General features: G+C 60.5%; 20 protein-coding genes. All 20 read right to left on the reverse strand.

The features are described from left to right. Positions 1-451: 451 nt before the first annotated feature. The 20 genes from repA to K7H94_RS22815 all read right to left on the reverse strand — a co-directional run bounded on the left by repA (position 452) and on the right by K7H94_RS22815 (position 24377). Positions 452-1387 (reverse strand): plasmid replication initiator RepA, encoded by a 936-nt coding sequence (gene repA, locus K7H94_RS22720; protein ID WP_222952443.1) that lies wholly within the window; start codon positions 1385-1387, stop codon positions 452-454. A gap of 726 nt (positions 1388-2113) precedes the next feature. Beyond that, complete coding sequence (locus tag K7H94_RS22725) at positions 2114-2911, reverse strand: DsbA family protein (protein ID WP_222952444.1); 798 nt, start codon at positions 2909-2911, stop codon at positions 2114-2116. A 68-nt stretch (positions 2912-2979) separates the two neighbouring features. Beyond that, on the reverse strand, positions 2980-8451 hold the full coding sequence (gene mobF / locus K7H94_RS22730; RefSeq protein ID WP_222952445.1) for a MobF family relaxase: 5472 nt from the start codon (positions 8449-8451) through the stop codon (positions 2980-2982). Beyond that, a complete protein-coding gene (gene traD / locus K7H94_RS22735; protein WP_222952446.1) occupies positions 8448-10982 on the reverse strand; it encodes a type IV conjugative transfer system coupling protein TraD in 2535 nt (844 codons plus the stop codon). The genes mobF and traD overlap by 4 nt, the downstream gene beginning before the upstream one ends. 99 nt (positions 10983-11081) lie before the next feature. After that, positions 11082-11441 (reverse strand): hypothetical protein, encoded by a 360-nt coding sequence (locus K7H94_RS22740; RefSeq protein ID WP_222952447.1) that lies wholly within the window; start codon positions 11439-11441, stop codon positions 11082-11084. Between the two features lie 324 nt (positions 11442-11765). Continuing rightward, complete coding sequence (locus K7H94_RS22745; protein ID WP_222952448.1) at positions 11766-12065, reverse strand: hypothetical protein; 300 nt, start codon at positions 12063-12065, stop codon at positions 11766-11768. 30 nt (positions 12066-12095) lie between these two features. Continuing rightward, positions 12096-12827 carry a complement resistance protein TraT gene (gene traT / locus K7H94_RS22750; RefSeq protein ID WP_222952449.1) on the reverse strand — a complete coding sequence of 244 codons (732 nt, stop codon included), beginning with the start codon at positions 12825-12827 and terminating at the stop codon, positions 12096-12098. Between the two features lie 131 nt (positions 12828-12958). Further along, a complete protein-coding gene (locus tag K7H94_RS22755; RefSeq protein WP_150059748.1) occupies positions 12959-13519 on the reverse strand; it encodes a hypothetical protein in 561 nt (186 codons plus the stop codon). Between the two features lie 16 nt (positions 13520-13535). After that, positions 13536-16565 (reverse strand): conjugal transfer mating-pair stabilization protein TraG, encoded by a 3030-nt coding sequence (gene traG / locus K7H94_RS22760; protein WP_150059749.1) that lies wholly within the window; start codon positions 16563-16565, stop codon positions 13536-13538. A gap of 62 nt (positions 16566-16627) precedes the next feature. Continuing rightward, a complete protein-coding gene (gene traH, locus K7H94_RS22765) occupies positions 16628-17995 on the reverse strand; it encodes a conjugal transfer pilus assembly protein TraH (RefSeq protein ID WP_222952450.1) in 1368 nt (455 codons plus the stop codon). A gap of 34 nt (positions 17996-18029) precedes the next feature. Beyond that, positions 18030-18308 (reverse strand): hypothetical protein, encoded by a 279-nt coding sequence (locus K7H94_RS22770; RefSeq protein ID WP_150059750.1) that lies wholly within the window; start codon positions 18306-18308, stop codon positions 18030-18032. A 32-nt stretch (positions 18309-18340) separates the two neighbouring features. Further along, positions 18341-18964, reverse strand: coding sequence for an F-type conjugal transfer protein TrbB (trbB, locus tag K7H94_RS22775; protein WP_222952451.1), 624 nt, complete (start codon positions 18962-18964; stop codon positions 18341-18343). Next, a complete protein-coding gene (locus K7H94_RS22780) occupies positions 18954-19166 on the reverse strand; it encodes a hypothetical protein (RefSeq protein WP_141496874.1) in 213 nt (70 codons plus the stop codon). Before K7H94_RS22780 ends, trbB begins: the two co-directional genes overlap by 11 nt. Next, positions 19163-19306, reverse strand: coding sequence for a hypothetical protein (locus tag K7H94_RS22785; protein ID WP_222952546.1), 144 nt, complete (start codon positions 19304-19306; stop codon positions 19163-19165). Before K7H94_RS22785 ends, K7H94_RS22780 begins: the two co-directional genes overlap by 4 nt. 10 nt (positions 19307-19316) lie before the next feature. After that, positions 19317-20114 carry a type-F conjugative transfer system pilin assembly protein TraF gene (gene traF, locus K7H94_RS22790; protein ID WP_222952452.1) on the reverse strand — a complete coding sequence of 266 codons (798 nt, stop codon included), beginning with the start codon at positions 20112-20114 and terminating at the stop codon, positions 19317-19319. Beyond that, the gene (gene traN / locus K7H94_RS22795; RefSeq protein WP_104094405.1) at positions 20111-21979 is read right to left on the reverse strand and encodes a type-F conjugative transfer system mating-pair stabilization protein TraN; all 1869 of its coding nucleotides are present in this window, start codon (positions 21977-21979) and stop codon (positions 20111-20113) included. The genes traF and traN overlap by 4 nt, the downstream gene beginning before the upstream one ends. Next, a complete protein-coding gene (gene trbC / locus K7H94_RS22800; protein ID WP_222952453.1) occupies positions 21976-22602 on the reverse strand; it encodes a type-F conjugative transfer system pilin assembly protein TrbC in 627 nt (208 codons plus the stop codon). The genes traN and trbC overlap by 4 nt, the downstream gene beginning before the upstream one ends. A 10-nt stretch (positions 22603-22612) precedes the next feature. Further along, the gene (gene traU / locus K7H94_RS22805) at positions 22613-23605 is read right to left on the reverse strand and encodes a conjugal transfer pilus assembly protein TraU (protein ID WP_150059754.1); all 993 of its coding nucleotides are present in this window, start codon (positions 23603-23605) and stop codon (positions 22613-22615) included. Further along, positions 23602-23943: a hypothetical protein gene (locus tag K7H94_RS22810; RefSeq protein WP_222952454.1), complete on the reverse strand. Its 342-nt coding sequence runs from the start codon at positions 23941-23943 to the stop codon at positions 23602-23604. Before K7H94_RS22810 ends, traU begins: the two co-directional genes overlap by 4 nt. A gap of 146 nt (positions 23944-24089) precedes the next feature. After that, positions 24090-24377 carry a hypothetical protein gene (locus tag K7H94_RS22815; RefSeq protein WP_222952455.1) on the reverse strand — a complete coding sequence of 96 codons (288 nt, stop codon included), beginning with the start codon at positions 24375-24377 and terminating at the stop codon, positions 24090-24092. Positions 24378-24393: the final 16 nt, after the last annotated feature.

The following is a 24393-nucleotide window of genomic DNA, read 5'->3' on the forward strand; positions in this document are numbered from 1 at the left end:
TCTGGGTTGAGAGGGGCGTTAAGTTTCAGGGCAGCACCGTATCTTTCTATGCTGAGTCTATGTTTGTTGTAACTACTTTCTAATTCCGGTGCCCGCGTCAGCGGGAGGTGCTTCAGACTCCGAGCGGCGCGGACGTTTACGGCCGCTGCAAGCGAAGGCCTTATTTATCCCCCGCAGAATGTTGGCATGAACACCTTATTTATCTTTTCTGATTAATTCTTTCTGACGTAAGTCAGGAATGTTTTGCGGATAATTTCAGATCTGTTTGCAGGTAAGTCACGCTTTCCTATTGCGGCTAAATGTGGATAAAAAATTCCGCGACCGGAGAGCGGCGCGAATGTGGGATATTTTGCGGAAAAGCGGATGCCGCGGCGGGCCGGAAATACGCGATTTTATCTGCGGCACAAACGCCTTTACCGCCAGTTAAGGCGGTAAAATTCGCAGGTGTTCGTCAGTGGACGACGTCGGGCGGGGCGGGCTCGTAGCCGAGACCGAGCTCCAGCTGGTTCAGGTTCTGCCACACCAGGCGGTCAAAGGCGTCCGCGTCGGTGTTCATCAGCTCGTGGTTCGGCAGCGTCCGGATAAGCCAGCTGGCCATCGCCGTACGGCGCTCGTCGAGCGGAAGTTTGCCCAGCTTATTGCGGCGCTTCTCTTTCACGGCCTTTTCACGCCGCTTCAGCAGCGTGGCCATGCGCATGTTCTCATACCAGCGCTGGCGCGCGGCGCGCACCGACTCGTGCGTGCCCGGCTCGATGATGCCTTCCGCTTCAGCCCCGAGGCGCTCATTGCGCTGGACATACAGTTTGTCCATATTGACGCCGCACAGCTGCCAGAAACGATCGGTGAGCACGATATGGCGCGGCATCCAGAATTTCTCAACCGGGTCCCACTCAAGAGAAGGCATCTCCAGCAGCCCGTATCGCGCCAGCTCCGGAAAAAGGCGCGACAGCCGGCACGGCTCGACCCGGGTGCCGGGTATGACGTCGCCGTTCTCATCTTTCGGGCTCAGCTCGTCGGCCAGGCGGCCGACGTTTACGGTGACCACCCAGGTGGCCATATCGGCGCGCTGAACCAGCAGCGGAATAAGGGCGTCAATGAGGGCTCGGCGCTCCGGCCGGAAGTCTCGCTCGCGGCCGGCCGCGTGGCGCAGCCTGACGAAATACGGATTGCGTGAGATCCGCTGGCGCAGACGCAGCTGACCGGTGGCCCGGTCTTTCACGACGAGCCGGCGCATGGCGTGGCCGAACTCACCCGGCAGCGGGCGATAGTTCTGCGGTGCGAACCAGACTGGCTCAGGACATTTGCAGGTGACGGCGTGATCACCGCGATGGCGTCCGTCAGGTCTGGAGATCGGGTCGTTTAACCCGATTAAAATCTGGTCATTCACCCTGTCCTGAACTTATGGCGGACAGGGGTTGCCTTATGAACTGCATGCGTTATAATCCTTTGCAGGCACAGCGCCTGCTTTTGGACCCCCTGATTTCTGAACCTTCCGCCAAGTTGAGACAGAATTCGGGGGGTTTTTGCATTCAGAGCCCGGTAAATCCCGCGCTCCGTACCCTGGACGTTTTTACGGATACGTCCCATCCGGTTCAATTCTGCCCGCGCCGCGCATGTCCGGCCACAGGTTTTCGCACATCCCCGTCGTCAACCACCACAGTATTCGACAAGGATCTAAAAAGGATCGCCGCCCGGCGAATTCTGAAAAGAATAACCATCTCAACCGGTTAAATCCAGCACAGATTGCACATAGCACGAATCGTATGGATAAAAAAAGTTCACCGATAAATTTTACCGTGACCGTCATCACAACTGCGGTTGTGGCTGAACGCAGTTCTGCGCCTGGCGGGACGCTGAAACGACTGAGAGCACGGGGGACGGGTCATTTGTCATTATTCAGCGGAACGATCGCGGACGATCGGCATTCAGGCGACGGGCAGGGCGTTCAGGCTGAGGCGTACCGCAGCGGCGCGAGGAACGAACAGCCTGAACGACGTGGCCGTCAGGGGGTAAAGGTTCTGGCGGGATGGCCGATACCCCCCTCAAACGCCGGCAGTGAAACCATTCTGATAATGCCGGCGCTGCTGGTTGCCCGGTTCTGCACCGGGCTTTTTTAGTTTCCGCCTGCGCGGACGATGGCCTGCTGCAGGACGTCTTCACTGACGACGCCCGGGATGACGGTGGTGTTGTCTGCCGTGGCATTCTCTGCCGGCATGACGATAATGCCCGGCGTGCCCGTCAGTCCCAGCATCTCCGCCAGCGCGTCGTTGTTCTCGATGAGCCTGTCGGAGGCAGCACTGTCATCACCGGAAGCCGTACCTGCGCCGGCGGCCGTAGCCACCTTTTCAATATCCTCTGCCGTGAGTTTCCCCTCGTTGTGCCCGGTCCGGTAAATCCCGTTGTGGAAGGCCATGTAGGCCTCCGCGCCCTGCCTGCGGTAAATACCCAGCCCACGGTGCGAGGCCAGCGTGGATTCCGGATAGCGTGAGGCAAAGATGGTCCAGTCGCGGAAGGCAAAGCGTACGCCGGCGCTGGCGGCCATCACCTTTTCCATCACCGGCGCCATCATGCTGCAGGCGATGCATTCGTAGTCAAAGAACTCCGTAACGATGACCTTCGAATCCGCCGGCCCCTTAACCGGTACGCCGTCGAGTTGCATCAGCAGCCGGTGTGCTTTAAGCGCAGACTGCACGTAAGCCTGCTGCTGCATCGCCTGCTGGCGCGCCTGCAGCTTTTTGCTCACCTCGATGAGCACGTCGGGATGCGCCACCAGGTAGTCAGCGGCAATTTCACCAATGCGGGCCTGCTGCGCGGGGGTAAAGTCTGCAGCCTCAGCCGCACTCGATGGTGCTGAGGGCAAAGCGGTGCTCATGGCCAGCGCAATGGCGGCCAGTTTCAGGATCTGTTTCATGATTTCTCTCGCATGCCTGCGCGGGGCAGGCGGAAGGTGAGGCGGCCGTACAGGGCGGGCCGCAGTAATTAACGTTCTTTTTGTATGTTCCGGGACGGCTCGTGAGACAGTTCGGGCGGCAGGCGCTCCGGCCCCTCGTGCTGAACCGGTATGCTGATCCCCGCCGCAATCTCCCTGTCCGTCCGCGAACCTGCGACAAGCTCTGTTGCCAGTTCTGATTCTCCTTTTCCGGAAGGCGCCGGTTGCTCCCGGCTTTCCTCCGGTATCCTGACCTCCGGATAAGCCTGCCGGCTGCCTTCCAGAGCCCGGCCGGCCAGGTCCGTTTCATCCACGGCAGGTTTCACGATAAGGTCCACGGGCTTCTCAATGTCAGCCGCCTCCTGTGGAACTGCACGGCTGAGGTCTGCGGCGAGCGTTTCCTCTGCCGTCATGTCTGCCAGCCCGTCTCTGACGCTGATCTGCACCTCCGGCGCGTCCGGCACATCAGGCTCATGCGCGTCCTGCCTGACGAGGTCTCTGATGGCCTCGTCGCCAATGCCGGCGGATGCCGCCGGCGTGACCGGTTCATCCGGAACAGGCGGCGGGCTCTGCAGGCTGCTGACCGCCTCTTCCACCGCCGCCCCGGCGAGCGGCTCCAGGCCGCCGGAAACCTTCAACAGCTGCGGTGACGGAGCGGCGTCCCCGGTCTTCAGCAGAATGCCGGATGTCGGGTATTTTCGCGCCGCGCTGAGCGCCTCTTCCAGCGTGGTCACCACAAGCGTTTCTCCGTTCCGGCTTTTCTGTACAAGTGCGGCCTGCGCGCCGTCGGTGACGATACGCCGCTCGGCCCCTCGATCGACGTCACCGCTTCCGGGGCGCAGCGGAACCATTGTCAGGCCCGCCGGTTTACCGTTACCGTCAAACACCGGCAGGGCCAGGTGGGGTTCAGGGAACTTTCGCGTCGGCGGGATGATACGTGCCGTAACGGGACTGCCGCTGAGGCCGTTTGACCGCAGGTACGCACGGCCAATTGCGGTTTTCGACGCGGCCTGCCCCATCGCCCAGATCCGCCGGGCCTGATCCCGCTCAGGCTCCGGCATAAGCGCATCATGCGCCGTCGCCGGTCCGTTTTTTCGGACGCCGAGCGTCTCCATCCAGCCGGCTCTGTCATCGGTAACAATCTGGACATGGTCCTTCGCGCGTGAGACGTTGATATAAAACGCCCGCGCGCCGCTCATCCGCTTACGGGCACCTTCCACGCCTTCCAGCGCCAGCGAATACCGGGCACTGGCACCCTGCGCACCATAGCCGGTGACCGCCCAGCTGTAATCCACGTGCCGGTCTGCCAGCGTTGTCGCCGGGTCGATGACCTTCACCCCGCTGCCGTTACGCAGAACAATCTCACCGTTTTCACGCAGTTCATCGACGCGGTATTGCTCGTGCGCAGCGTGACCGGCCTGCTTCTGGGTTTTACTCAGGCGGACGCTGTCACCGGTGCGCAGCTCAATTTCACGGTGTTCAAAAACCTCGATTTCCATTGCGTTAAGCTCCTGCGGCGACCAGTAGTGCGTGCGACCCGCTTCATCCCGCAGGGTGACGTTGCCATTTTCGTGGTCCACGCCGGTAACGTGCAGATACCGCTGGTTTGCCATAACCACCTGACCGGTTTCCCAGTCCTTTATGCGGTTAAAATCGTGCCGCCCGCCATTAATCCGGTCCAGGACAGAGACGGTCCGGGCTTCCCCGCCCAGCTCTTTCGTCACCACCATCGCATTATGGATGCCCTCGTTGATGGCTCTGCGGTCTTCATGCAACTGCACCATGATCATGGTCTGCTCCCGCGCCTCATCGGTGCGGCTCATAAAGTCAGCCACAATGCTGGACACCGGGTCTGCTGACTGAACAATTGATCCGCCAGGTACCACCGTACCTGCCCGGCGGGGTACAACGTCTGGCGCGACGCTTTCAATCTTTCTCAGCGCCGCTGCGGAATCATTACCGATGATGCTGTAGACCGCAGACTTCAGCGCCGTATCACGCTGGCGCACGATTTCCTTCATCACCGCGACGTCGATCGGGCTCCGCTCCTGCATCAGCTGGAACGGCGCGCCACTTTCAGGCGACTGCAGCTGCGCAATGTCCCCCACCGCCACGGCACGGCCGTTGCCGGCAGCGATTGCGCGGTACGCCGCCGCGGTGTCCTGGTTACCGATCATGGAAGACTCATCGATAAGAAACAGCATATTGTCGTAGCGGACGTCCTCACCGGCGGCGCTGCGCGTCTGCCAGTCCAGTACAAACGACTTAAGCGTCTGCGCATCGATGCCCGTCCCCGCCATCTCTTTTACCGCCCGGTGAGTCGGCCCCAGCCCGACGATAACCGGACGCACGTCAGCCGGCAGGGTATCAATAGCCGCCTTTACCGCATTAAACTGGGTGGTTTTACCGACGCCCGCATACCCCTGCACGGCCGTAAAGCGGTCCGGACTCTTCAGAATAAGCGAGGTGGCCTCTTTCTGCCCCTGCGTCAGGCCTGACAGGAGAGCCGGATCGACCTGTGCCATCAGCGGAACCTGTGTGTTTTTACCCCGATCGATTTCACCGAGGATGGCTTTTTCCATCTCCCATGTGGACCGCGCAACGAAGTGGGGCCCGGCGCTGGTCTGTACCCCGATGAGATCACCTTCCTTGACCTGCCGGGTAATTTCATTTTCGATGAGCTTCAGGTCACCACTGAACGTCAGCGCCTCATCAAGCAGTTTTGTCCGGGAGAAAGCGACCTCCCGCATCTGCGCGACGCCGCGCGTAACGGCTTTCTGCGCGTCAGAGAGCAGCTGCGTACTGAGCGTGTCTATGGCCTCACTGGCGTCTTCCTTCCCGCTGGCCTGACGGACCAGAGACAGCGGGGAGCGTGTTGAGCGCAGGCGGCCGAGCTTCTCTTCCGCCCGGCTCAGGGCTTCGCCGGTAAATATTTCGGCCTCATGGCCAGACTGCGCCAGCGCGTTAATCATGTTGACCGACAGATCCTGAGCCCCGAGGCTGGCCAGCACGGTACCGTGCTCGTTGTCCCGGCTTCCGGGGGCACTGACGTAGCCGTATGTAACGTAAAGCGGATTTGCCGGGTCGATACGCAGCGGCTTTTTCTGCCCCTCCCGCTGCACGACAAGTGCGCCATTCTCAACGGACGTGACGGTGAGGCGATCACGTGCCTTCAGCCCGGCGTTTTTGTCGCCGGCAAGCGCAAACAGCCGCTCCCCCGCAGCAACCTCCAGCTGAGACTGTGTAAACAGGCGCCAGTCACCGGAAAGTGCGCTGAGCTTTACACGGGACAGTACACCATCCCCGTCAATCAGGGAGAGCATGCGGGTTTCATCATGTACGCGGTCAATGACGTAGTGACGCGTTTCATTTCTCTCCGACCTGTCTTCCAGCACCATACCGGCGCGGTAGGTCTGAGGGAGGCGACGCTCTTTTGCTGTCATATACACCGGCGTGCGCGCCGCAATGCTGACCTGCGCCTCCCCCAGTCGTCCGGCATCTTTCAGCGCATTCCGGATGACACCGGTCAGCTGGGCCTGCTCACGCGGACCGGCCACAACCGCCGTCACGGGACCGTCTGCGGGGTCCATTCCGGCAAAACGCTCTGCGAGTGCACGATAGCGCTCGCGCTTGTCCTGAATGCTGGTCACGCGGACCTCAATACTGTCAGACGGTGCGTTCAGGCTCTGACGTTCTACCCCCGCTGCGGTCAGCACGGACAGTGCGTTCGCGTTTGACTGCCGTCCGGCGCTGTCCAGAAACAGCAGCTGCGCGTTCTGCAGCTGAGCCTCTCCGGTCAGCACCAGCATTTCCTTCAGGCTGAGCTTTTCCGCACTTTCCACGATGACCGTACTCTGGGGGGCGAGGCTGAAGGTGCCATCAGGCATGCGGCTGCGGTGGAGAAGCCGGTTTTTGAGCGCCGGTGATTTGGCAAAGCTGAGTGCGCGCTCGGCTGAACTGGTCAGTACACTGACCTCGCGCCCCTGTTCACGTGACATTGTCACCAGTTCTTCTGTTACCGCACGCAGACGGCCGACTGAGGCCGGTGCGCTGATGATAACGGCGGGCGCCCGGGCCACGTGCTCAAGGTGCCCGGGAACCGGACTGCCGGTGAGGCTGAAACTGACCACCCTGTTCTCTTTCAGAATATCCGCCGCCAGCGACTGCACCGACAGCTCATCCAGCAGGTGAATGTGCGAGGTAAATACACCCTTATCACCGTCGAGAGGCACGAGCAGGTTGTCATGAATCGCCTGATCCAGTGCCCTGCGCAGGTCCGGAATGCTGTTCTGCAGTTCACCGGCGTTGTGTGCGGTCAGCAGGATGTCCCCATAGGTAAACCGCGTTTTGTTGTCGCTCAGCACGGAAATGGCGGTGCGGACCGCCTCCATCGCCTGCACTGGCGCGTCCTGCACCTCACCGGCATCAGGCCGGGATTTTTCACGCTCGCGGGCTTCATTCATGACGCCCTGAAGATCAAAACCGACGTCATCCATCTGCCGCTGCCAGCGATCGCGCAGACGGGCCCGTCCGTCTGCGGTTTCTGGCTTAGCGATCGGCTCTTCCTGCTCCCGGACTGCAGATTTTAACGTCGCCTCAGTGCCTGCTTCAGGGACTCTGTCAGACGCATTCGCAGCCAGCTCTGGTGAGGCGGGCGGTTCCTGCCGGGTGCGTAACGGTGCCGTTTCGTCTGCGCCATACTGACTGATATCCTGCTTGCGCTGGCGCGTATCCAGCGCTGCCACGTCGCGGCTTTTCAGCGAAGCGTCTTCGCCTGCGCGCGCATGAATTTCACGATGGCGCGATGAGAATTCGTCCAGCACCTCCCCGGTAAAGCCCTTTATTTCCCACAGGTCGTGCCGGCCGCCGGTGGGCAACGTTTCATACCCAATATCCTCCGCCTTACCTTTCAGCAGGTTGCGGTAAATTTTGCCGTACGTTATCTGGTTGCGGTACACCGTTTCGATGAAGCCGGCGCCGTGGATCGCATCGGTAGCCAGCGCTTTCCACTTCCCGTCCAGCTCCGTCACGTTGGCCACCACTGCGTGAGTATGGATCTGCGGGTCGAGGTTACGCGAAGTGTCGTGCGTGAACAGCGCAGCGACCATTTTGCCGGTTGGCGTAATGCGCGTGACGCCGTCCTTCGTGTCGCGCGCGCTCACCATCTGTTCCATGATGGCCAGCGTTTCTTTCACCGCATCGTGGTGCGCCTCAAGCAGGCGTTTATCGCCGCCGGCGAGGATCAGCATTGAGACGCTCTTGGGTGCCGAGAAGGTAAAGTCATGACCGGGGCGGTGCACGTGTGCACCCTGAACGTCCTTACCCAGTACCACACCGTTGGGGAGGCTGCCGTGCAGAATTCCGGTGAAAGTATCGAGATCGACCGGGCCTTCCAGCCCCAGCTCGCGCGCGCCCTCCCCCAGCCACTGGGTGGGCATGTCGTCCAGAAAGTAATAGTTATCCTTGCTGCTGTAGTAGCCGGCAGCGTCGGCGGCAGAGGCCACCGGAGCAACGGTCATCATCGTTCATATCCTCCCGGGTCCAGGCTGTCACTCATCTCCTGGTACGCCGCGTAGTCGTCGCGGTGTCGCAGGATGTTTTTTTCGTCGTCGGCCATACGTTCGTTGGCGTCGCCGTGCTGTGCGGCGCGCTCCTCCTCACGCTGCTGTTCGGTTTTACGCGGACTGATGTGCCGCACGGTCAGCCGGCCCCCGTCGTCTTTTTCCATCTGCATGTGCAGTTCGGGGGCTTCACCCGCGGGGGCTTCGCTGTCGGTTTCTGCATTACCTGATGTGCTGTTCTGGAGCCTTCTCATCCTCTCCAGTGGAGAAAGCGGCGAACCCGCCTCTTTCCTGGCCGGTGCCGGCGTGGAAACAACCCTGATGGTTTCCGACGGTGCTGTGGCGGTACCGCCCTCCGGGACAATGGCAGGTGTGGATGATTCAGCCGGAACCGTAGTGACGCGCGGAACCACTTCGCGGCGCGGGAACGGTCGCACGTTAGAAGAGCCTGACGATGCGCTTATGACGGGGGCAGGCGTAGCGGGAACAGCAGGCTGGCCCGGTGCGACAGACGGCTTCCCCTCTCTCACGGTAGCCGGCTCCGGCGTCATCACGGGGACGTCAGCTTTTGCCGGCGCGGCGTACGGCGAGGTAGCCGCAGGTTTAACCGGAGCGGGCGCGGAAGCGCGGTCCTCCCCTTCCAGCCACTCCTCTCCGGTCGGGAACGAAATGTCCGCCGCCCGGGCGCTGCGCTCGTTGTTTTTGATGATGCGCTCGAGTTCGGGACTCAGCCGGTCACGGAAGTCGCGCTCCATCAGCGCCGGATGATATTTCTTCTGTTTGCGGTACTTCAGGCTCAGCTTCACCACCGGGTATTCGCCCGGCAGGCGTACGTAAAAGCGCAGGTTGGGCATCTTCATAATCTGGTCGTAGTCCACGATGGGCTCGTTGACCTTGTCCTTGCTGATGGAGATACCGTCCCGAATCTGGTCGAGGCCGTAGCTGTTCTGTTCGCGCGCCTCGCGCCGGCGCTGATGTCCCAGCTCCTCTTCCACCATTTTGGCCACCTCGGCGCTCGGCGAGCGGCCGTAGGCGCGGGTGTTGAGTAGGTCCAGGATGGCTTTGGCCATCTCGCGGCCGTAGATGTGCACCAGCTGCGGGATGTTCTGGATGCCCAGCACGAAGCAGCCGCCGAACTTGCGCGCTTCGGCCAGCGTTTCGTTGAACTCCGGTATCTTCTGCAGGCTGGCAATCTCATCGCCGACGAACCACACGCGCCGGTCGCTGTTCTCCCCCATGCTCTGCAGCAGCAGGGTGGCCAGCGACAGCCACATGGATATCAGCGGGCGCACTGCCTTGCGGTGGCGGGCTGTGGTGGAGATAAACAGCCAGCTGCTGTCGTACTGCGCGTCGGTCATCCACTCGCGGATGCTGAACTCCGGTTTGCCCTCTTTATCCAGCCCCTGCAGGTAGCGCAGCGACTTGGCGTAGTTGGTCAGCACCGAGCGGATGGAGATGGCGGTTTTCTCGATTTTTTCCTCGACCAGGTTGGCCGACGGGGTGTTTTTGAGAAACTCGCGCAGGCTTTTCAGGTCGATCGAGAGGCAGGTCTTCAGGAACGTCTCGATACTGCGATCGGGGCGTGAAGCAAACTGCATGGCCGTGTCGCTGAAGATGGTGCGCGACGAAGACACCCAGAACGGGTCGGAGTCGCCTTCCACCGGCATCAGCGCCGCCGTCATGTTCTCGTAGTCCACCACGTCGCGCGCCTCGCGCCACAGCACCCAGTTTTCACAGCGGCTGTCGTGCGCGTTCAGGATTTTGTCCAGGCGCTCGTCGTAGTGCGTCTCGATGAAGGTGCCGCCGGAGTCGTACACGATCGCGCGATCGCCGCGCCGGCGGATATAGTCCAGCAGCCAGCGTATGAGCGTGGACTTGCCGACGCCGATGGTGCCGTGGATCAGAAAGTTCATGACCTCGGCGTTCTTCACCATGTTCAGACCGCCAATCTGCAGATCGGACTTCTCGCCAGCCTTTTTCAGCAGCCGGTTTACCTCCTTCGGATTATCGGTGAGCGTCATACCCGAGATAAATTCGTCCTCGCTCTCCTTCTTGCCGATGCGCCCCACGTACCAGGCAATCAGGCACCAGAGCAGGCTGGCGGCGATGCCACACGCGGTCGCGATAAAGCGCAGGTTCGCCATAAACTGGCGGCCCATCTCCTGCATCCACGGATTGGCCAGCAGCTGCGCCGGCGTCAGCTTTATGGTGCAGAGCTGTGCACCTTCGCCGCAGTGCCAGAAGATGTCCCACGTAGCGCCGGCCGCGCCAGGGGACAGACCCAGCAGCGAATGAGTGGGCCACGCCGCCCAGTACCAGAAGCCGTTACGCAGTACGTCGTCAGGCGTCGTCAGCCAGAACAGACCTGCGGTGGCCGCCACGAACAGCAGCAGCATCCAGTGAAATATCCAGTTGCTGACCTGCGCAAACATGCGCAGGCGGTAGGCCGTCATCTGGCCACCCTGTGTCAGGTATTTAGGGGTAAAACTCATGGGAAACTCCGGAAAGCGCGCAGGCGCAGCCCGCCCGGGGAAATCGGGCAGGCTGTTGCAGGGAGAGAAAGTGGCTGAGGGCCGCGCGGGCCCAGGAGATTATTTCAGGGTGCGCAGTGCGGGCGTGTTGTTATGTCCCGTGCGGCGCAGCAGCCAGTGACCAGCCATCAGGGGGAGACCGCAGGCAAAGAACAGCAGGTTCCAGCAGGCAAGCGTCAGGGCAGACAGCACGCTGCCGGCCGTCAGCACCAGTAAAACCAGCAGCGCAGTGATAACGCCAGGCGGCATCATATTGCCCTGCATCGTGCGGGCGGCGAGATCGAACGCGAACAGATTGCTTTCGGTCATGATGGTTTTGACGATATCAGGCCCGAACTGCCACAGCACGATGGCGCTCCAGGCAAAAAACAGGGTAGTCCAGACAATAAGGGTGCGTGCCGCATCGTTGAATGTGAGCATGGGGTTTTCCTTCAGGAAGTTAAGAACAGGGGTTAAATACAGCCGTTACAACGCAATTCCCGACGCGCGCGAAGCGCAGTAGTAATACGTCAGGGAAATCAGAGCCACGCTCCCGCCACCCCGTGCATCAGAGGGGAAGCGTAAAAGGGGATCCCGTGAGGGAGGAGGACAGCACCCGTGGTGGTGGTGGTGCTGTCCCGATGTCTGCTGCCCGGGGGGCACAGACGGGGGTCGGCAGGCGCCCCGTTGTCAGGAGAGTGTTCTCATTTCTCCTCAAGGCGCGTGCCGCCGGCTCTCACCGGTCGTTAATTAATACCAGGTAATTCAGCGGCCTGCAAGCTTCAGAATGCGTTTTATGGCTGCCTGCAGCACGGCGCTCAGGACCAGCCCGCACGCCCCCATACTGATGATATAAAGCGACATCGCCGTCAGCATGAACAGGCAGAACTCACCCGTTCCCGCTACACCCGGCGCGGCATCGAGCAACCTGAGCCAGGCCACAAAACGCCAGGGGAGCCAGCTGTCCGTTACGTTCACGAGCAGCAGGGTGATGATGGCGGCTGTCAGCATCAGATTCAGGAAGCCGGGCAGTGAAGACGCCAGTCGTTCAATTTTTCTGCGCATGGCGCCTCCCGCATCTGTCAGCTGACTGAATTACATGATTCCGGCAACAGACTTCGCCAGCTGCGCCTCCAGCACCGGCTTCGCCTCTTCAAACTTCAGGTTGACCTTGTTCGCGTTTGACACCACGCGGGTCTGGTATTTCATGCGGTTGCCCTCTTCGCTGCTGGTCTGCAGTTTGATTCCGGAAGTGCCCTGACGCAGCGCCGCCACGTTGTCCGTAGTTACGGCAGTTTTGCTGCGTTCAGAAATCTGCAGATCGGTCACCATTGTGAAATTAACATCCTCTACCAGTGCATCTGCGGCCATACCGGCCAAGCCGGCCGCCAGGCCGACGCCGAGGATAGCACCACCGGAAGAACTGTTGTAGGCGGTGATCCCGCTGCCCAGCGCCGCGCCCATTACGCCCCCTTCGTAGCCGGAGGACAGGAAGCCCTGTGCCTGACGCAGATCCATCTTCTCGGCCTTCAGAACGTTGGCCTGAATCCAGTAGTACGCAGCGTCAGGATTTGACGTCACGGTATAGCCCTTCGCGCGCAGGTCCTGCGCCAGCAATGGCTCCAGATCGCTCATATCTTTATCAGAGGTATTTCGTACCTGCAGGAATACGGTCTTCTGGCTGGATGGCTCAAGCCAGACGGTCTGGCTCATTTGCGTTTTCACGTCAAGGTTGCGCTTCTTTATAGCGGTACTCATGGCACCACAGCCAGAAAGCATCAGGGAGGCAGCGGCAATCGCCGCCACGAAGGCGTTACAGTTTTTCATAGACGTATCCTTGTTTTACGGAAAAAACGGGACAAGCGCGCCCCGGGGCACGCTGTTTTAATGGGTGTTTTTTTGGAGAGAACCCCCTCCGTCAGAGTGCCGGAAGGGGTATCGGCAGGAGCCGAGAGAACTTAAATCTTTTTAATAATCTTGGCGAATTTACTCATCGCCCCAGCAATGCCATAACGCGTTAATTCTGAGCTTATTGATGCCTGCATGATCAGGTAACTAATTAGAAGAACGAACGGAGCGGCATAAAATAACTGCGGAATAAATGCCGCAGCGATTGCTAACATGCCATTTATGACTATTGCTACTTCACTTATTTTCCTAAAGAGAGCAGTTAACCTCTGTATCAGTAATGACTTAATCCTGACTTCTTTGGGGATGGAGATCAAAAGCATAAACGGAGTGTACAACATGGCCATTATCGCAATGGCCAGGATAAGAGTGAAGCCGCCAAAAGCCAACGTCAGCCCCTGATAATGCAAGATTGGATTAATCCAGACATCATCTGGGGGTACAAAACTATAGATGATGTATGCGAGCGATAATGCATAAAATGACAAGCAAGACATAGGGAAAACAGCACTCGATTTGATTACATCGAATGCAGAGGGAATCAATCGCTCTCCGGATGCAAGGCTTTCAAAAATAAAATCCGCATCCTTCTTAATATCGTTATACATCATCGCTAGCACCCCTTACTTATCCGGCACGCCGCCTGAGTTCCTTTAGTTTTTTATCAAAGTCGTTTCCAAGACTTTCTCTGGGCTTCTGACCTTGTTCGTTTAACTCTTTATCATGACCAGCTTTGAAACTACCCTTAGCAGCATCATGCTCATGCCTCAGTATATCACTGGACGTCTGAACAGTGGTTTTATTTTCAGCGATTTTACCGTCATTTTCCCTGATTGTTTCCATCAGGCCAGATCTTTGTGCTGCAACCTTGTTGGCCACGTTACTTTCAATGCCGGCACCCGACGCCTTCTCGCCCACGCGTTGTGAGCCACTGCGAAAATCTTCGCTCATGGCCTGCGACGGGGCACCTGCCGGCGCGGTCAGATTACGTTCACGTGTCTGCACGCTTTCCTCTGTGACGCCGCTGCCGCGTCTCTCCGCAGACGAATGCTGGCTGGGATGAGACGCCGTGCGGACAGCACCGCCGCTGACAGCTTCCGGCACGCCAACCCTCTCAACATCACCACTCCGCGCTCCCCCCGGAACGTCCAGTGACTGAGCCGGCTGCAGCGGCTGGCCATTAACCTGCTCTGTGCGGGCACCGTAGTTGCGCATGATTTCCGGCTCAAGCCGCTCGTGCATGAACTCTGTGGCCGCACCCTGCGCGCTCCGGACGTTGGTCAGAATGTTCTGCGCGTCGCTGCCGTACTTTGCCGTAGTCCAGTCCACAAACTCCTGATTGTAGTTGGCGTCCAGGCTCGCGCTCTGCGTCTGCGACAGCGTGGCCATGCGGCTGAACTCCTGGCTGCGGGTGCTGCTCTCCGTATACTGATGGTACTGACTTTTTGCGTCATTGAGCGTCGCCGCGAACTGCTGTGCCAGCGAATTCGACTGGTTGTCCGTGTGGCTGCCCGACTCGCTCAGGCGGGTCGACGTCACCATATCCATACCCTGACGGAAGTCGCGTGCCTCCTGGCTGCTCTGGTCATGACGGTTATCACGCCCCTCCGCGTGGCTGTCCTGCGTGCCGTGTGAGCTGCCGGTAGTATGGCGCAGATCAGCGCTGATATTACCCTCACCGCCGGCGCTGAGGCCTGTGGCCCACTTACCGAGCTTCCCGGCCAGCTGGTCGCCGGAATCAAATTTCACATACCCCCTGACACCCGCACCGGCGCTACCCTGATTGGTGATATCCATCAGCTGGTTATACGCCTGCTGCTCGGAAACGTTGTGCGACTTCGCATAGCTTTCCACTGCCGACTGCATTTTGCTGACCCCGCGACTCACACTGGTGGCCACGCTGTTGTCGCTGCCCTGCGTGACGGTGTCGCTGTTGCCGCTCTGCTGCGTCAGCTGGTTCATCTGCTGGAAGCCGCTGGTCACGCTGTGGTTGTAGCCATCCAGCGAACTTTGCGCCTGCTGCTCCGCCTGCCGCGCCTGTTCGGTGAACCCGCTGCTGGCCAGCGAGCTCAGCCGCATGCTCACCGGCAGGTTGGATATCGCCTGGCTGGTATCCACCACCGTGTGGCCGTCCGCCGTCTGCGTCATCATCGCATTGTTGCCGGTCTGGATGCTCTGCGACCCCGAACGGCGGAGCATGTTGGTGTCAAACTTGTTGGCGCTGACGTTATCCATCGACATGTTGTTAAACGACCAGTTGCCGTCCGCTGTGGTGGACGCCTGCCCGCCGGTTGCAAACGCAGCCGAACTCATCACGCTACCCACAACCTGCGAGCCCACTGACGCCGCCCCTTTGGTCAGGAAGAACGCCAGCACCGGAATGGACATACTCAGGTAGCCCGCGATGTTGGCCGCGTCCGAATGCTGCAGCGCCACCTGGTCCTGATTGGCCAGCACCAGCGGCGTCGCCCCGGTTTTGGTCTGCAGGTAGAAGTTGGCCAGCGAGTTGAGGATGGCGAACATCACCGGCCACATCGTGAAATAGATAAACCCGCCCGCGTACAGCTTCAGCGTTTTCAGTCCGAAAATATCGTGGTTCACCAGCGCCAGCGCGATCACCAGCGGGAACAGCGCAATCAGGACCAGCATCATCAGTGACTGGAACATCGGCAGCGTACGCGCGGCAATAACCCCGCCCGCACCCCAGCTGATGCGCTGCTTGGTCAGACTCGACTCGGTGGCGAGGTTCAGCAGGTTGGCGGTATCCGACGATCGTGCCGCAAAGCCCTTCCAGCCGTCGCGGATGGCCGCGTTGGTAATGTTGTTGCGCATGATCTGCGAGGCGCTGAGGCCGCCCGCGTAAAAGAAGTTGTAACTCTCGTCCATCGCGTTGCCGAGCAGCGTATCCCCGCTCACGCGGGTGCCGAATATACGCGTGGCCAGCGCGTGCCACGTCGTGCCGCCGATGCGCACGTCCGCACCGATAAGGTTTTTGATGACCGCCGCCGCCTGCTGGCAGGTGATAAACTGGCGTCCGCCGCCGGTATCCTGATACAGGCCGCGCAGCGGGCTCGGGTTATCGGTGATCAGCGTCAGCGGATCGGTGCTGTTGAGCAGTTGCGACACGGTGTACTTGTTGTTCAGCAGGATGTCCCCTACCACGCAGTTCTCCACGTAGTCGGTCAGCATCTGCGACAGCTGCGGGTTCTGCGAGCGGAAGTCCGTGGTCTGCGCCACGATCTGCGAGCCGAACAGCATGCCCGACTTCGTGTAGGTCAGCGAGTCCGGACGCGAGAAGCTGTACTCATAGAGGCGCGCCAGCCCGAACTCCGTGGACGTGGTCAGCCCGGCGATGAAGGCGAGCCCCGCCGGCACGTTGTCCACTTCGTACACCGCCGCCGGGTCCGTGACGTCGACAATCTGCACGCTGCGCTTCGGTACGAGCAGCACTGAAGTGATCACGAAGAAGACGGCCAGCCAATGCAGAAATACCGTCGGGTTGCGCGATTTGACAAAGCTGAACATTACGCCCAGCACGCCAAACAACCCGACGATGCGCTTCAGCGTGTCGTACGTGTCGCTGCCGATGACGGTGACAACGCCGTTGAACACCTGCCGCCACATGTCACCGCCGTAAATGGTCCAGACTTCAGTCATGACGGATACCCCGCTGAGAATTGCCCTGCCAGGACGCTGCGATCATGTCCGGCGCCGTAAAATCAGTCATTGCCGGTCCCCCACTGATAGTTGCCCTGATAGGACGTTGAGATAATGGTCGATACCTGCTGCTGCAGGTACTGCATGTTGCGATCGATGCCGTCCAGCGCATTCTGGTCGGCGGTCGACTGCAGCTTCATCTGCGCCAGCAGTGAGGTTGCGGTCATCACGTTGTTACGCAGCTCGCCGGCGGCCTGCTCCGGGAAGTTTTTACCCGCCAGCGACTGGCTCGCCTGCTTCACCAGCTCCTGCAGATACTGGATCATCATGTCCTGCGCGATGAAGTCCGCGACCTGAATCAGGTAGGTCGGGCTCATGCCCATGCTGCGGGAGTTGGTCAGATACTTGAGCACCGGCACAGAGGTGGTGTTAATGAAGCCCTTTTCCTTGTCCGACAGGCCGGTATCAGCGCTGAGCTTGCTGTCGATGGAAATCATCAGGTTGCGCACCTGGGTGACCAGCGCCACGTCGCTGCTGACCGTCACGCTGGTAACGGTCGGACCGAGGCAGAGATCCTGCTCGTCGCAGCCGTAAATCTTCGCGGTACCGCCGCGCATCAGCACGGTGATGATGTCGCGGTTATCAACCAGCGGGGTCAGGATGGTGACCTGCCCGTCCTTGTTGAAAATGATGGAGCCCACCACGCTCATCACCAGCTCCTTCAGCTGACGGTTGCCGTCGAACAGATGATTGCGGCCCAGCGCGTCCCAGATGAGGTTTTTGTTTTTCAGCACCTGGTCTTTATCTTTATCCGAGGCGCGACTGGTGACGCTGTCACCCTGCCCGCCCACCGTGCAGCCCTGACGGGACGCCGCCCAGTCAGAGAAAATGTTGCTCTCGCCGGCAATGTCCTGGCAGATTTTCTGATTGGACACCTGCGACACCGGCCAGAGGCCGCCGATGATGCCCTGCGCTGCCTGACAGGAGCTCATGTTCATGGAGTTCACATCCGAGGCCAGCTTCTGCAGGAAGTCTTTGGCCTGCTTGAGCTCCGGCACCATCGTCTGCAGCGCGAGGTCAAAGGCGTAGCCGGCGGCGTTACTCATAATCTGCTTCACGAACCGCTGCAGCTCGGCGCCGTTGATAAAGGAAAACGCCCCGAGGTAGGCATCGATGCCGCCGCAGCCCGCGTTCAGCGAGGGCACCTGCATCGAGATGAGCTGCACCTGTTTGACGGGGTTACGCAGATAAACCGAACCGCCGGTGAAGTAGCCCGCGGCCTGTCCCTGCCACGCCTGCGCTTTTGAGACGTTGCCGTCAAAGCCGAGGCTGCCAAAGTAGCCGTTGAGGTCGCCCTGCACGTCGGCCAGCGCCGGGCTGCTGATGGTCAGCGCCGCCAGGGTACTGATGAGTATTTTTCGCAGGTTCATGATGCTGACCCCGCCTGTGAATGCACTTTCTTTTTCATTGAAAACTCCGGTCAGTCATGAATCCGTGCCGGCGCAGCGTGATGCTGACCAGCGCGCCGCAGCCAAAGCCGCCGGCAAGGGCAAACAGGAACAGCAGCGGGTAGAGCTGCAGCCCGCTCAGCAGCAGCGCATCGGTGCCGTAAGCGATACCGTCGGGCAGGCGGGCAAGGTCGCAGGCAAGCCAGGCGTAAATCCCGGCCGCCGCCAGCATTGAGGCGCAGACGAGCAGCAGCGCCGTCTCGGTTCGCGAGAGTGTAAGAGGGTGTTCCGTCATGATTTTTTCCGTATGCGGCGGGACCGCGTGCGTTAATGCGGGGTCAGCGAGGAGCTGCTCGGTACCGGCCCCAGCGTGTCGGGAGGCAGGTGGTCAATGTCGGCCTCGATCATCTGCGTGAGGCGCTGGCTTACCGTGCCCATGTCGGTGTCGCCCTGATAAAGCGGATAAGCCATGTTGGTGTTCACGTTGACCATAAAGGTGGTCGGCGTCGCGATGGGCAGACCGTTGCCGAAGAACGTCAGGATCTCGCCGGCGATGGGCTCGTTCGGCCCGGCTTTACGCGGAATGAGCGCCACCGGGAAGGACGTGTCGCCGTAGCCGTCAAGCGTATACGGATACACTTTTATGCCGGTTTCATCCGCCCACGCCTTCAGTTTTGGATCAAACTTCGCGCTGTACTGGCAGCCGCGCTGCATGAACACCACCACCGCGTAGTCGTTGAGATTTACGCGCCGGCCGTCGGTCAGCGTCATCAGATTCGGTGGCTTCGCCGGCGCTGTTCGGGCAGGCAGGTTGCCCGGCAGCCCGAAGTCTGGCAGCTGAGCCCCCTGCTGCGCCTTAGCCTGCTCCAGCGCGGCGATTTCGTCGGCCACCGAAGCCTGTGCCAGCACCGGCAGCAGCAACGCTGCCGCCAGCAGAATTTTAAGCCTCATGATGGCCTCCCGGTCCGCTGCGCGCGCGGCGGTGCGCGATGATCCCGAGGAGAATCCCCAGTGCCATAAGGACAAAACACGCCACCGATACAACGATCAGCACGTCGTACGTCAGGCTCTCGGAATACGTCAGCAGCTGGCGCAGGCAGTTGAAGATAATGCCCGCCATAAACAGCGTGACGATAAGCGGCAGTCGGTTCATGCATGTTCTCCTTTAGCACGGCGGCGCAAGTGCCACATGGCCAGATTAGATATGACGGAAACCAGCGTCTGCACCAGCAGGTTCGTCAGGCCACGGGCAGCGCGCAGCCGCCCGTGCCAGACGGGTGATAGCGTCAGCATCAGGAACTCCTCAGAAGTTAGGTTTAAAGCCGGTGGCCACGTTAAGAAAGCGCTTCGCCAGGTCATCCTGCGTCATAAAACCGTAGGCGAGCGGGCGGAAGCTTTTTGACTTCGGGTCGACCAGGAACAGCGCCGGGAAGTGGGTAATGCCCATGCGCGCGCTTTGTCCCGCGTCCTGACGGCTGTCAGGCACCTGCGGCGACACCGTGCCGTCCACGCTCACCGGTATCAGCGAGACGTGACGCAGGCGGGCAAAGTCCGCCACCACGCCCGCCATCTGCGCGTCTATCGGGTCCCCGCCCCGGTAGAAGTAGAACAGGCCATACTGCCCGGCGAGTTCGCTGATAGCCTGCGTCTGCTCCTCCTGATCGCGTGCCTGCTGCAGCGGCGCGGTGCTGTTGTAGTGCGGGTGTTCCAGGTTGTAATCGAGATCCGGATGGTCAAGCTGCGCCACCGCGAACGACTGGCTGAACATCGAGGCCCGGTCGGTCCAGAACTTCTGCCAGCGCAGGAAGGTAGCCGTATTCTCCGCCGACGGATGCAGGATGGCGTTGTTCAGCGCCTCCTTCGTGTAGCCTTTCAGCACGTCAGCCTGCTCGCTGGGTGACAGCCGGCTGAAGTCCGGCACCTGCGGCGCGGGCTGGGGCTTCGGCGCAGGGGGATCGGGTTTTTTCTTCGGCTCGTTGTACCAGTGCCAGCCGGTGAACGGCTCTGCGGGCGTCACGACCGCATTAGCTGACGGTGCATCGTCCGCGAGAGCCTGACAGGCGCCCGCCATCAGCAGGCAGGCAAGCACTATCTGCTTCATTTTTTTCCTCCGGTCTGCGCCTGCACCTGCGCGGCGATGCGATCTTTCGCCTGCTTTACCATCGTGGCGGAGTCAGGAATTTTCTGGTTGGCCATGAGGTCACTGTAGAAATCCTGGAAGTTAATCAGGTCGAAGTTGATGGCCTGCAGCTCGGGCACCGTGATCCCGCGGCAGTTGGGGGAGTCACCGCTGCCGAAGCTCACGTGCAGCTGGTCGCGGCGCCCCTGCTCCTGAATGATACGGGCAAGCTTTCCGCCGAATACGCAGTAGGCCTGCTTCTTCTGTACGCATACGCCGAGCACCGCCCGGTTGCAGGCCTCACCGACCAGCACCGTGACCTTTTTGGCTTTCGCCTTGCCGATGGCCATCTCATCGCTGTTGCAGTTGGCAAGCCCGGCGCTGTTGCCCCAGCCGGTGTCGACACAGCAGTTGGAAAAGCCCGCCATTGCCTTGCGGCAATAGAGAGCCTGACCGGTGAACGCCTTCACGTTTACCTGATCGGCTTTGACGTCATCGCCGGCCGAGGCCAGGCCGGCAAGCTTCGCCACCGCGGTATCAAAGCCGCTGTCGCCGGCGCCGTCGGTTCCGCTGCAGTCACCGGTACGGCAGAAGTACTGACCGCCGCACAGCAGCCCTTCTGAGCTGTAGGTGGTCTGGCACTGGTAAGTGTCCTGCTCGTGCAGGCAGGTGCCGCCTTCTTTCTGAGTACAGCTGCGGGCTGAGACCGTGCAGTTTTTGTTAGCCATCAGCGTGCTGCAGTTGCCGGTTGAGCTGACCGGCACGATATAGGCGTCCGAGTACTGCCAGCAGGAGGCGCTCTGCGTGTAGTCTTTACCGTTCTGATTTACCGTCCGGCTCCCGCCCGGGTCGGTACACACCGTGCCTGCCGTGCCGGTAGCCTTTGATTTATCGAAGCCGCAGGACTCGCTCCACACAACAGTTGAGGTAGTCGTGTCGCGCTCGGCCTGTAGTGGGAATATGACCTGGAAAACGTAATTGCCATTGCTGACAGCCCTGATCAGCCCATCACGGCCGGTATCATAGTGACCGTCAGTGTTGTAACGCAGGTACAGAGAAACCGTCTGACCTTTCGTAACGCGCTGTGGCGATATCGCTGCGTCACCGTTACGGTTTGGTTTAGCCCTGTCCGTCTGAAAATCCAGCGCCTTAATTGAATACCACAGGCGATCTCCGGATTCCCCGTGGTAGCTGGGGCTTCTGGGGTAGGTAAAAGCCCAGGTTCCGCTGCTTACAACTCCATCATCCGGCACCGTAAAGTCGTAACGCACCCAGTAATTATCAAGGATTACCGCCGTTGAATTGGCCGCATTGAGAACTAACTGAGTGTTGTAAGACTCACGTGATCCTGTGACCTGAATGCTTCCGGTCCGTGCACACGTCTGCACCTGTGCCACATCCCGGTCGCAGCTGTAGTTTTCAAACACCGACTTTGACACCACTTTGGTGGTGCACTGCTGGTTCGTGCCGTCCACGATGGAGCCGCTGTTCGCCTCGGCGTTTTTGCCGTTCTGGATAAAGTCGGCGTTCGGGTCGATGGTCACCGCCGGGTTCTTCGTGGACGAGTCGGATATTGCCTGCCCGGCCTCGTTCTGGCTGAGTTCGGTCTGGCCCTTGTCGCTGATGCCGCCATCTCCGCCCTGCACCCCGCCATAGTAGCCGCTTTGCGATGGGCTTGACGTGTAGCCCGGGATAACTGACGCCGGGTCTGTGCCTTTTGCTGCCGATGTTCCCTGACCTTTGTTCGAGCCGGCATACCCCGCACCGGCGTTATAAGCATCGCTGACGTCGTCAGCACGGGCCCCGGCGACTGAGAACAGCAGCAGGATGAGTAGCAGTCGCTTCATCGCGCGCCCTCCGCACTCTGCAGCAGCTGCGCCGCCGTGGCTGAACAGTCACCGCGCTGCCTGACCTCCTCCAGAGCCTGCTGCACCGGCAGGCTGCCGTACAGCACGTCAAATTTGCCACCGCAGGTCACAACCAGTGCAGGCACCGCTTTAATGCCGTACTGCTGAAACAGGGTCGGGTCAATCTGCACGCCCGCCTGCTTGTCCTTCTTCGACAGTTCAAACATCTTCTCTGCGGTCTGGCGAAAGTCGTTGTTCAGCAGCCCGCGCAGGGTTGCGGGAATGCCGAAACGGCGGGCATCAGAGAGCATCGGCAGCAGCCCCTCTTCCGGAATGCCCAGGCTCACGAAATACACCGCGCGCGGGGTCTGACGGGTAGCGCTGTTCTGATCCGCCTGTCCGGCGGCTATCTCATTCTGCATTTGCGCAACCCTTCCCTGTTGCGCGTCCGGCAGGGTGATGTTCATGCCCTGCAGCTGACTTTTAAACAGCGCGAGATCGCGCTGCTGCTGTTTCATATACGCCATATCGTCGCCGGCAATCGCTGGCTGATCAGCTGCGCCCGCGTCCGCGCAAAGCAGGATGGCGCTGAAGGTCAGCGCCGTAATGAGTAAGGTTTTCATGGTCATTCCTTTACAGGTATACGCAGTTGCGCTTTCGCCACATCAGGTAGCCGAAGTTTTTCTTTGATGCGGGCGTGTTGTGCGTGCTGCCCCACAGCTGCGTGGTGGTGCCGAACGGGTGGCAGTCCGAGGGTTCGGGGTACATGTTCACCATCTGGTAGCGCCAGCGGGATTTTGGGATGATCGGGGACGGATATTCGTAGCACACCGCCACGTCCGCCCCGACCGTCTCCATGACCAGCCCCTCGCGATGCAGCTTGAACGCCATGCGCTCGCTGACCAGCAGCGAGGCCTCCAGCGGAGAAAACTCGTTGCTGGTATAGCCCGTGAACGGATACATCGAGCCCTGTGCGCCGGCGCACCAGAACAGCGGGTCCAGCGGCATGCCCGCGGTGGAGGCGATGGAGTCAGCCGCGCAGGCGCCCTGCGCCAGCAGGTTACTGAAGAGCGCCACCTCCGGGTTTAATATCATAGAGAGCGTGCTGTCGTTCCAGAGCGGGTCCACCTCGGACAGGTAGGCAATGTCCATGTCGCCGGTCTGCATGCAGCCTGCGCTGGTAATAATGTTCAGCCAGAAAATCAGCGGATACTTGTACCAGTGCACGTGATAGAAGCTGCCGGGCGTGGGCGCGTCGCTCTGCCCGCCGCGCCCGGTGCCGGTGCGTCCGAGGTCGATTTTAAAGCCGCCCATGTTCACCATGACGCCCGGCTCACGCGTGACGTCCGTCATGGCCAGCGGCTCCCAGAAGCCGATGGCCAGCCCCAGCCGGTACAGAATGCCGTACGGGCAAAGCTGGATGGGCGAAGCCGGGTTCGGCGTGTCCGGATGCGCGCCGGATGCCAGCTGAATGCTGCCGAGCGTCATGGGGAACAGGCACTTCCAGCAGACGTCGCTGATGGGGTTCACCCAGCGGCCATCGCCGGCGTTGCTGGCGGCCGCCATCACCGGCTTTGCCATGATGCCCGCTGTCAGCAGGCACAGTATGAGGAGAAAGCGCTTCATGCGTCCTGTGCCTCCGTATGGCGGCGGAGCCAGACGCACACCGGACCGTCGTCCGTATCGTGAATGCTGCCGGTAAACCAGCCCGGGCCCGGGGGGCCGGAAGGCTGCCACGCGCTGCAGTTACCGGTGCTCCGGTAGTCGGCCATCATCCAGTTCGGCACGTCGTTTTCCATCCAGGTGGTCGCCGCCTGCAGATTGTGCGCTTTAAGCCAGGCCTCAAACTCGCCGGGCTGTGGGTACTCGTTGCCGTCCGCCGGCACAAAAAAGGCCGGATGCGTCCAGCCGCCCCAGCGATCGCGCACGACCGGCTGAGCCGATATTTCAGCGAGGTGTGTCATAAGAGGAAATTCCGTGGTTGCGGCAGCCGGGCTGCCGGGGTCAGACGTTAATCAGGCCTGCCTGCGGGGTGCAGGCTGAGGCGTACCGCAGCGTATGCGAGGAACGAACAGCCTGCGCAACGCGGGGAGGAAAGGGTTACCGGTTTTCAGTAATACGGGAGCAGAACAATCAGCAGGCAGCCTGACGCGAGCGTCACCATCGCGGCCATGGTAAATTCCAGCACAACGTTAACGCGATCTCTGCGCCACCAGGCGTGCCGGAACGCAGCGTCACCGTTCTGCATGGCCGCGTTACGGCGCTCTTTGCGGCGCAGACCACGGTAATCAGCGATCGCCCGCCACCACAGCGTCATCACCACGAGCCCCAGCACGCCCAGCAGCATGCCGTCCGTCAGCGTAAAGCTCAGTTCCCGGTGCCAGTGTGTATCCTGCATATTCTCATCCTTAACC

Origin of the sequence: Pantoea dispersa, assembly GCF_019890955.1 — a bacterium.
GTDB classification, from domain to species: domain Bacteria; phylum Pseudomonadota; class Gammaproteobacteria; order Enterobacterales; family Enterobacteriaceae; genus Pantoea; species Pantoea dispersa.

Coding starts and splice junctions, on each gene's coding strand:
- traN (WP_104094405.1), bottom strand. CDS start 21,979: ATGAAGCGACTGCTACTCATCCTGCTGCTGTTCTCAGTCGCCGGGGCC.
- traG (WP_150059749.1), bottom strand. CDS start 16,565: ATGACTGAAGTCTGGACCATTTACGGCGGTGACATGTGGCGGCAGGTG.
- traU (WP_150059754.1), bottom strand. CDS start 23,605: ATGAAGCGCTTTCTCCTCATACTGTGCCTGCTGACAGCGGGCATCATG.
- mobF (WP_222952445.1), bottom strand. CDS start 8,451: ATGATGACCGTTGCTCCGGTGGCCTCTGCCGCCGACGCTGCCGGCTAC.
- K7H94_RS22780 (WP_141496874.1), bottom strand. CDS start 19,166: ATGAACCGACTGCCGCTTATCGTCACGCTGTTTATGGCGGGCATTATC.
- K7H94_RS22725 (WP_222952444.1), bottom strand. CDS start 2,911: ATGAAACAGATCCTGAAACTGGCCGCCATTGCGCTGGCCATGAGCACC.
- K7H94_RS22755 (WP_150059748.1), bottom strand. CDS start 13,519: ATGATGTATAACGATATTAAGAAGGATGCGGATTTTATTTTTGAAAGC.
- K7H94_RS22810 (WP_222952454.1), bottom strand. CDS start 23,943: ATGACACACCTCGCTGAAATATCGGCTCAGCCGGTCGTGCGCGATCGC.
- K7H94_RS22770 (WP_150059750.1), bottom strand. CDS start 18,308: ATGACGGAACACCCTCTTACACTCTCGCGAACCGAGACGGCGCTGCTG.
- trbB (WP_222952451.1), bottom strand. CDS start 18,964: ATGAGGCTTAAAATTCTGCTGGCGGCAGCGTTGCTGCTGCCGGTGCTG.
- K7H94_RS22745 (WP_222952448.1), bottom strand. CDS start 12,065: ATGCGCAGAAAAATTGAACGACTGGCGTCTTCACTGCCCGGCTTCCTG.
- K7H94_RS22740 (WP_222952447.1), bottom strand. CDS start 11,441: ATGCTCACATTCAACGATGCGGCACGCACCCTTATTGTCTGGACTACC.
- traH (WP_222952450.1), bottom strand. CDS start 17,995: ATGAACCTGCGAAAAATACTCATCAGTACCCTGGCGGCGCTGACCATC.
- trbC (WP_222952453.1), bottom strand. CDS start 22,602: ATGAAAACCTTACTCATTACGGCGCTGACCTTCAGCGCCATCCTGCTT.
- traD (WP_222952446.1), bottom strand. CDS start 10,982: ATGAGTTTTACCCCTAAATACCTGACACAGGGTGGCCAGATGACGGCC.
- traT (WP_222952449.1), bottom strand. CDS start 12,827: ATGAAAAACTGTAACGCCTTCGTGGCGGCGATTGCCGCTGCCTCCCTG.
- K7H94_RS22815 (WP_222952455.1), bottom strand. CDS start 24,377: ATGCAGGATACACACTGGCACCGGGAACTGAGCTTTACGCTGACGGAC.
- traF (WP_222952452.1), bottom strand. CDS start 20,114: ATGAAGCAGATAGTGCTTGCCTGCCTGCTGATGGCGGGCGCCTGTCAG.
- K7H94_RS22785 (WP_222952546.1), bottom strand. CDS start 19,306: ATGCTGACGCTATCACCCGTCTGGCACGGGCGGCTGCGCGCTGCCCGT.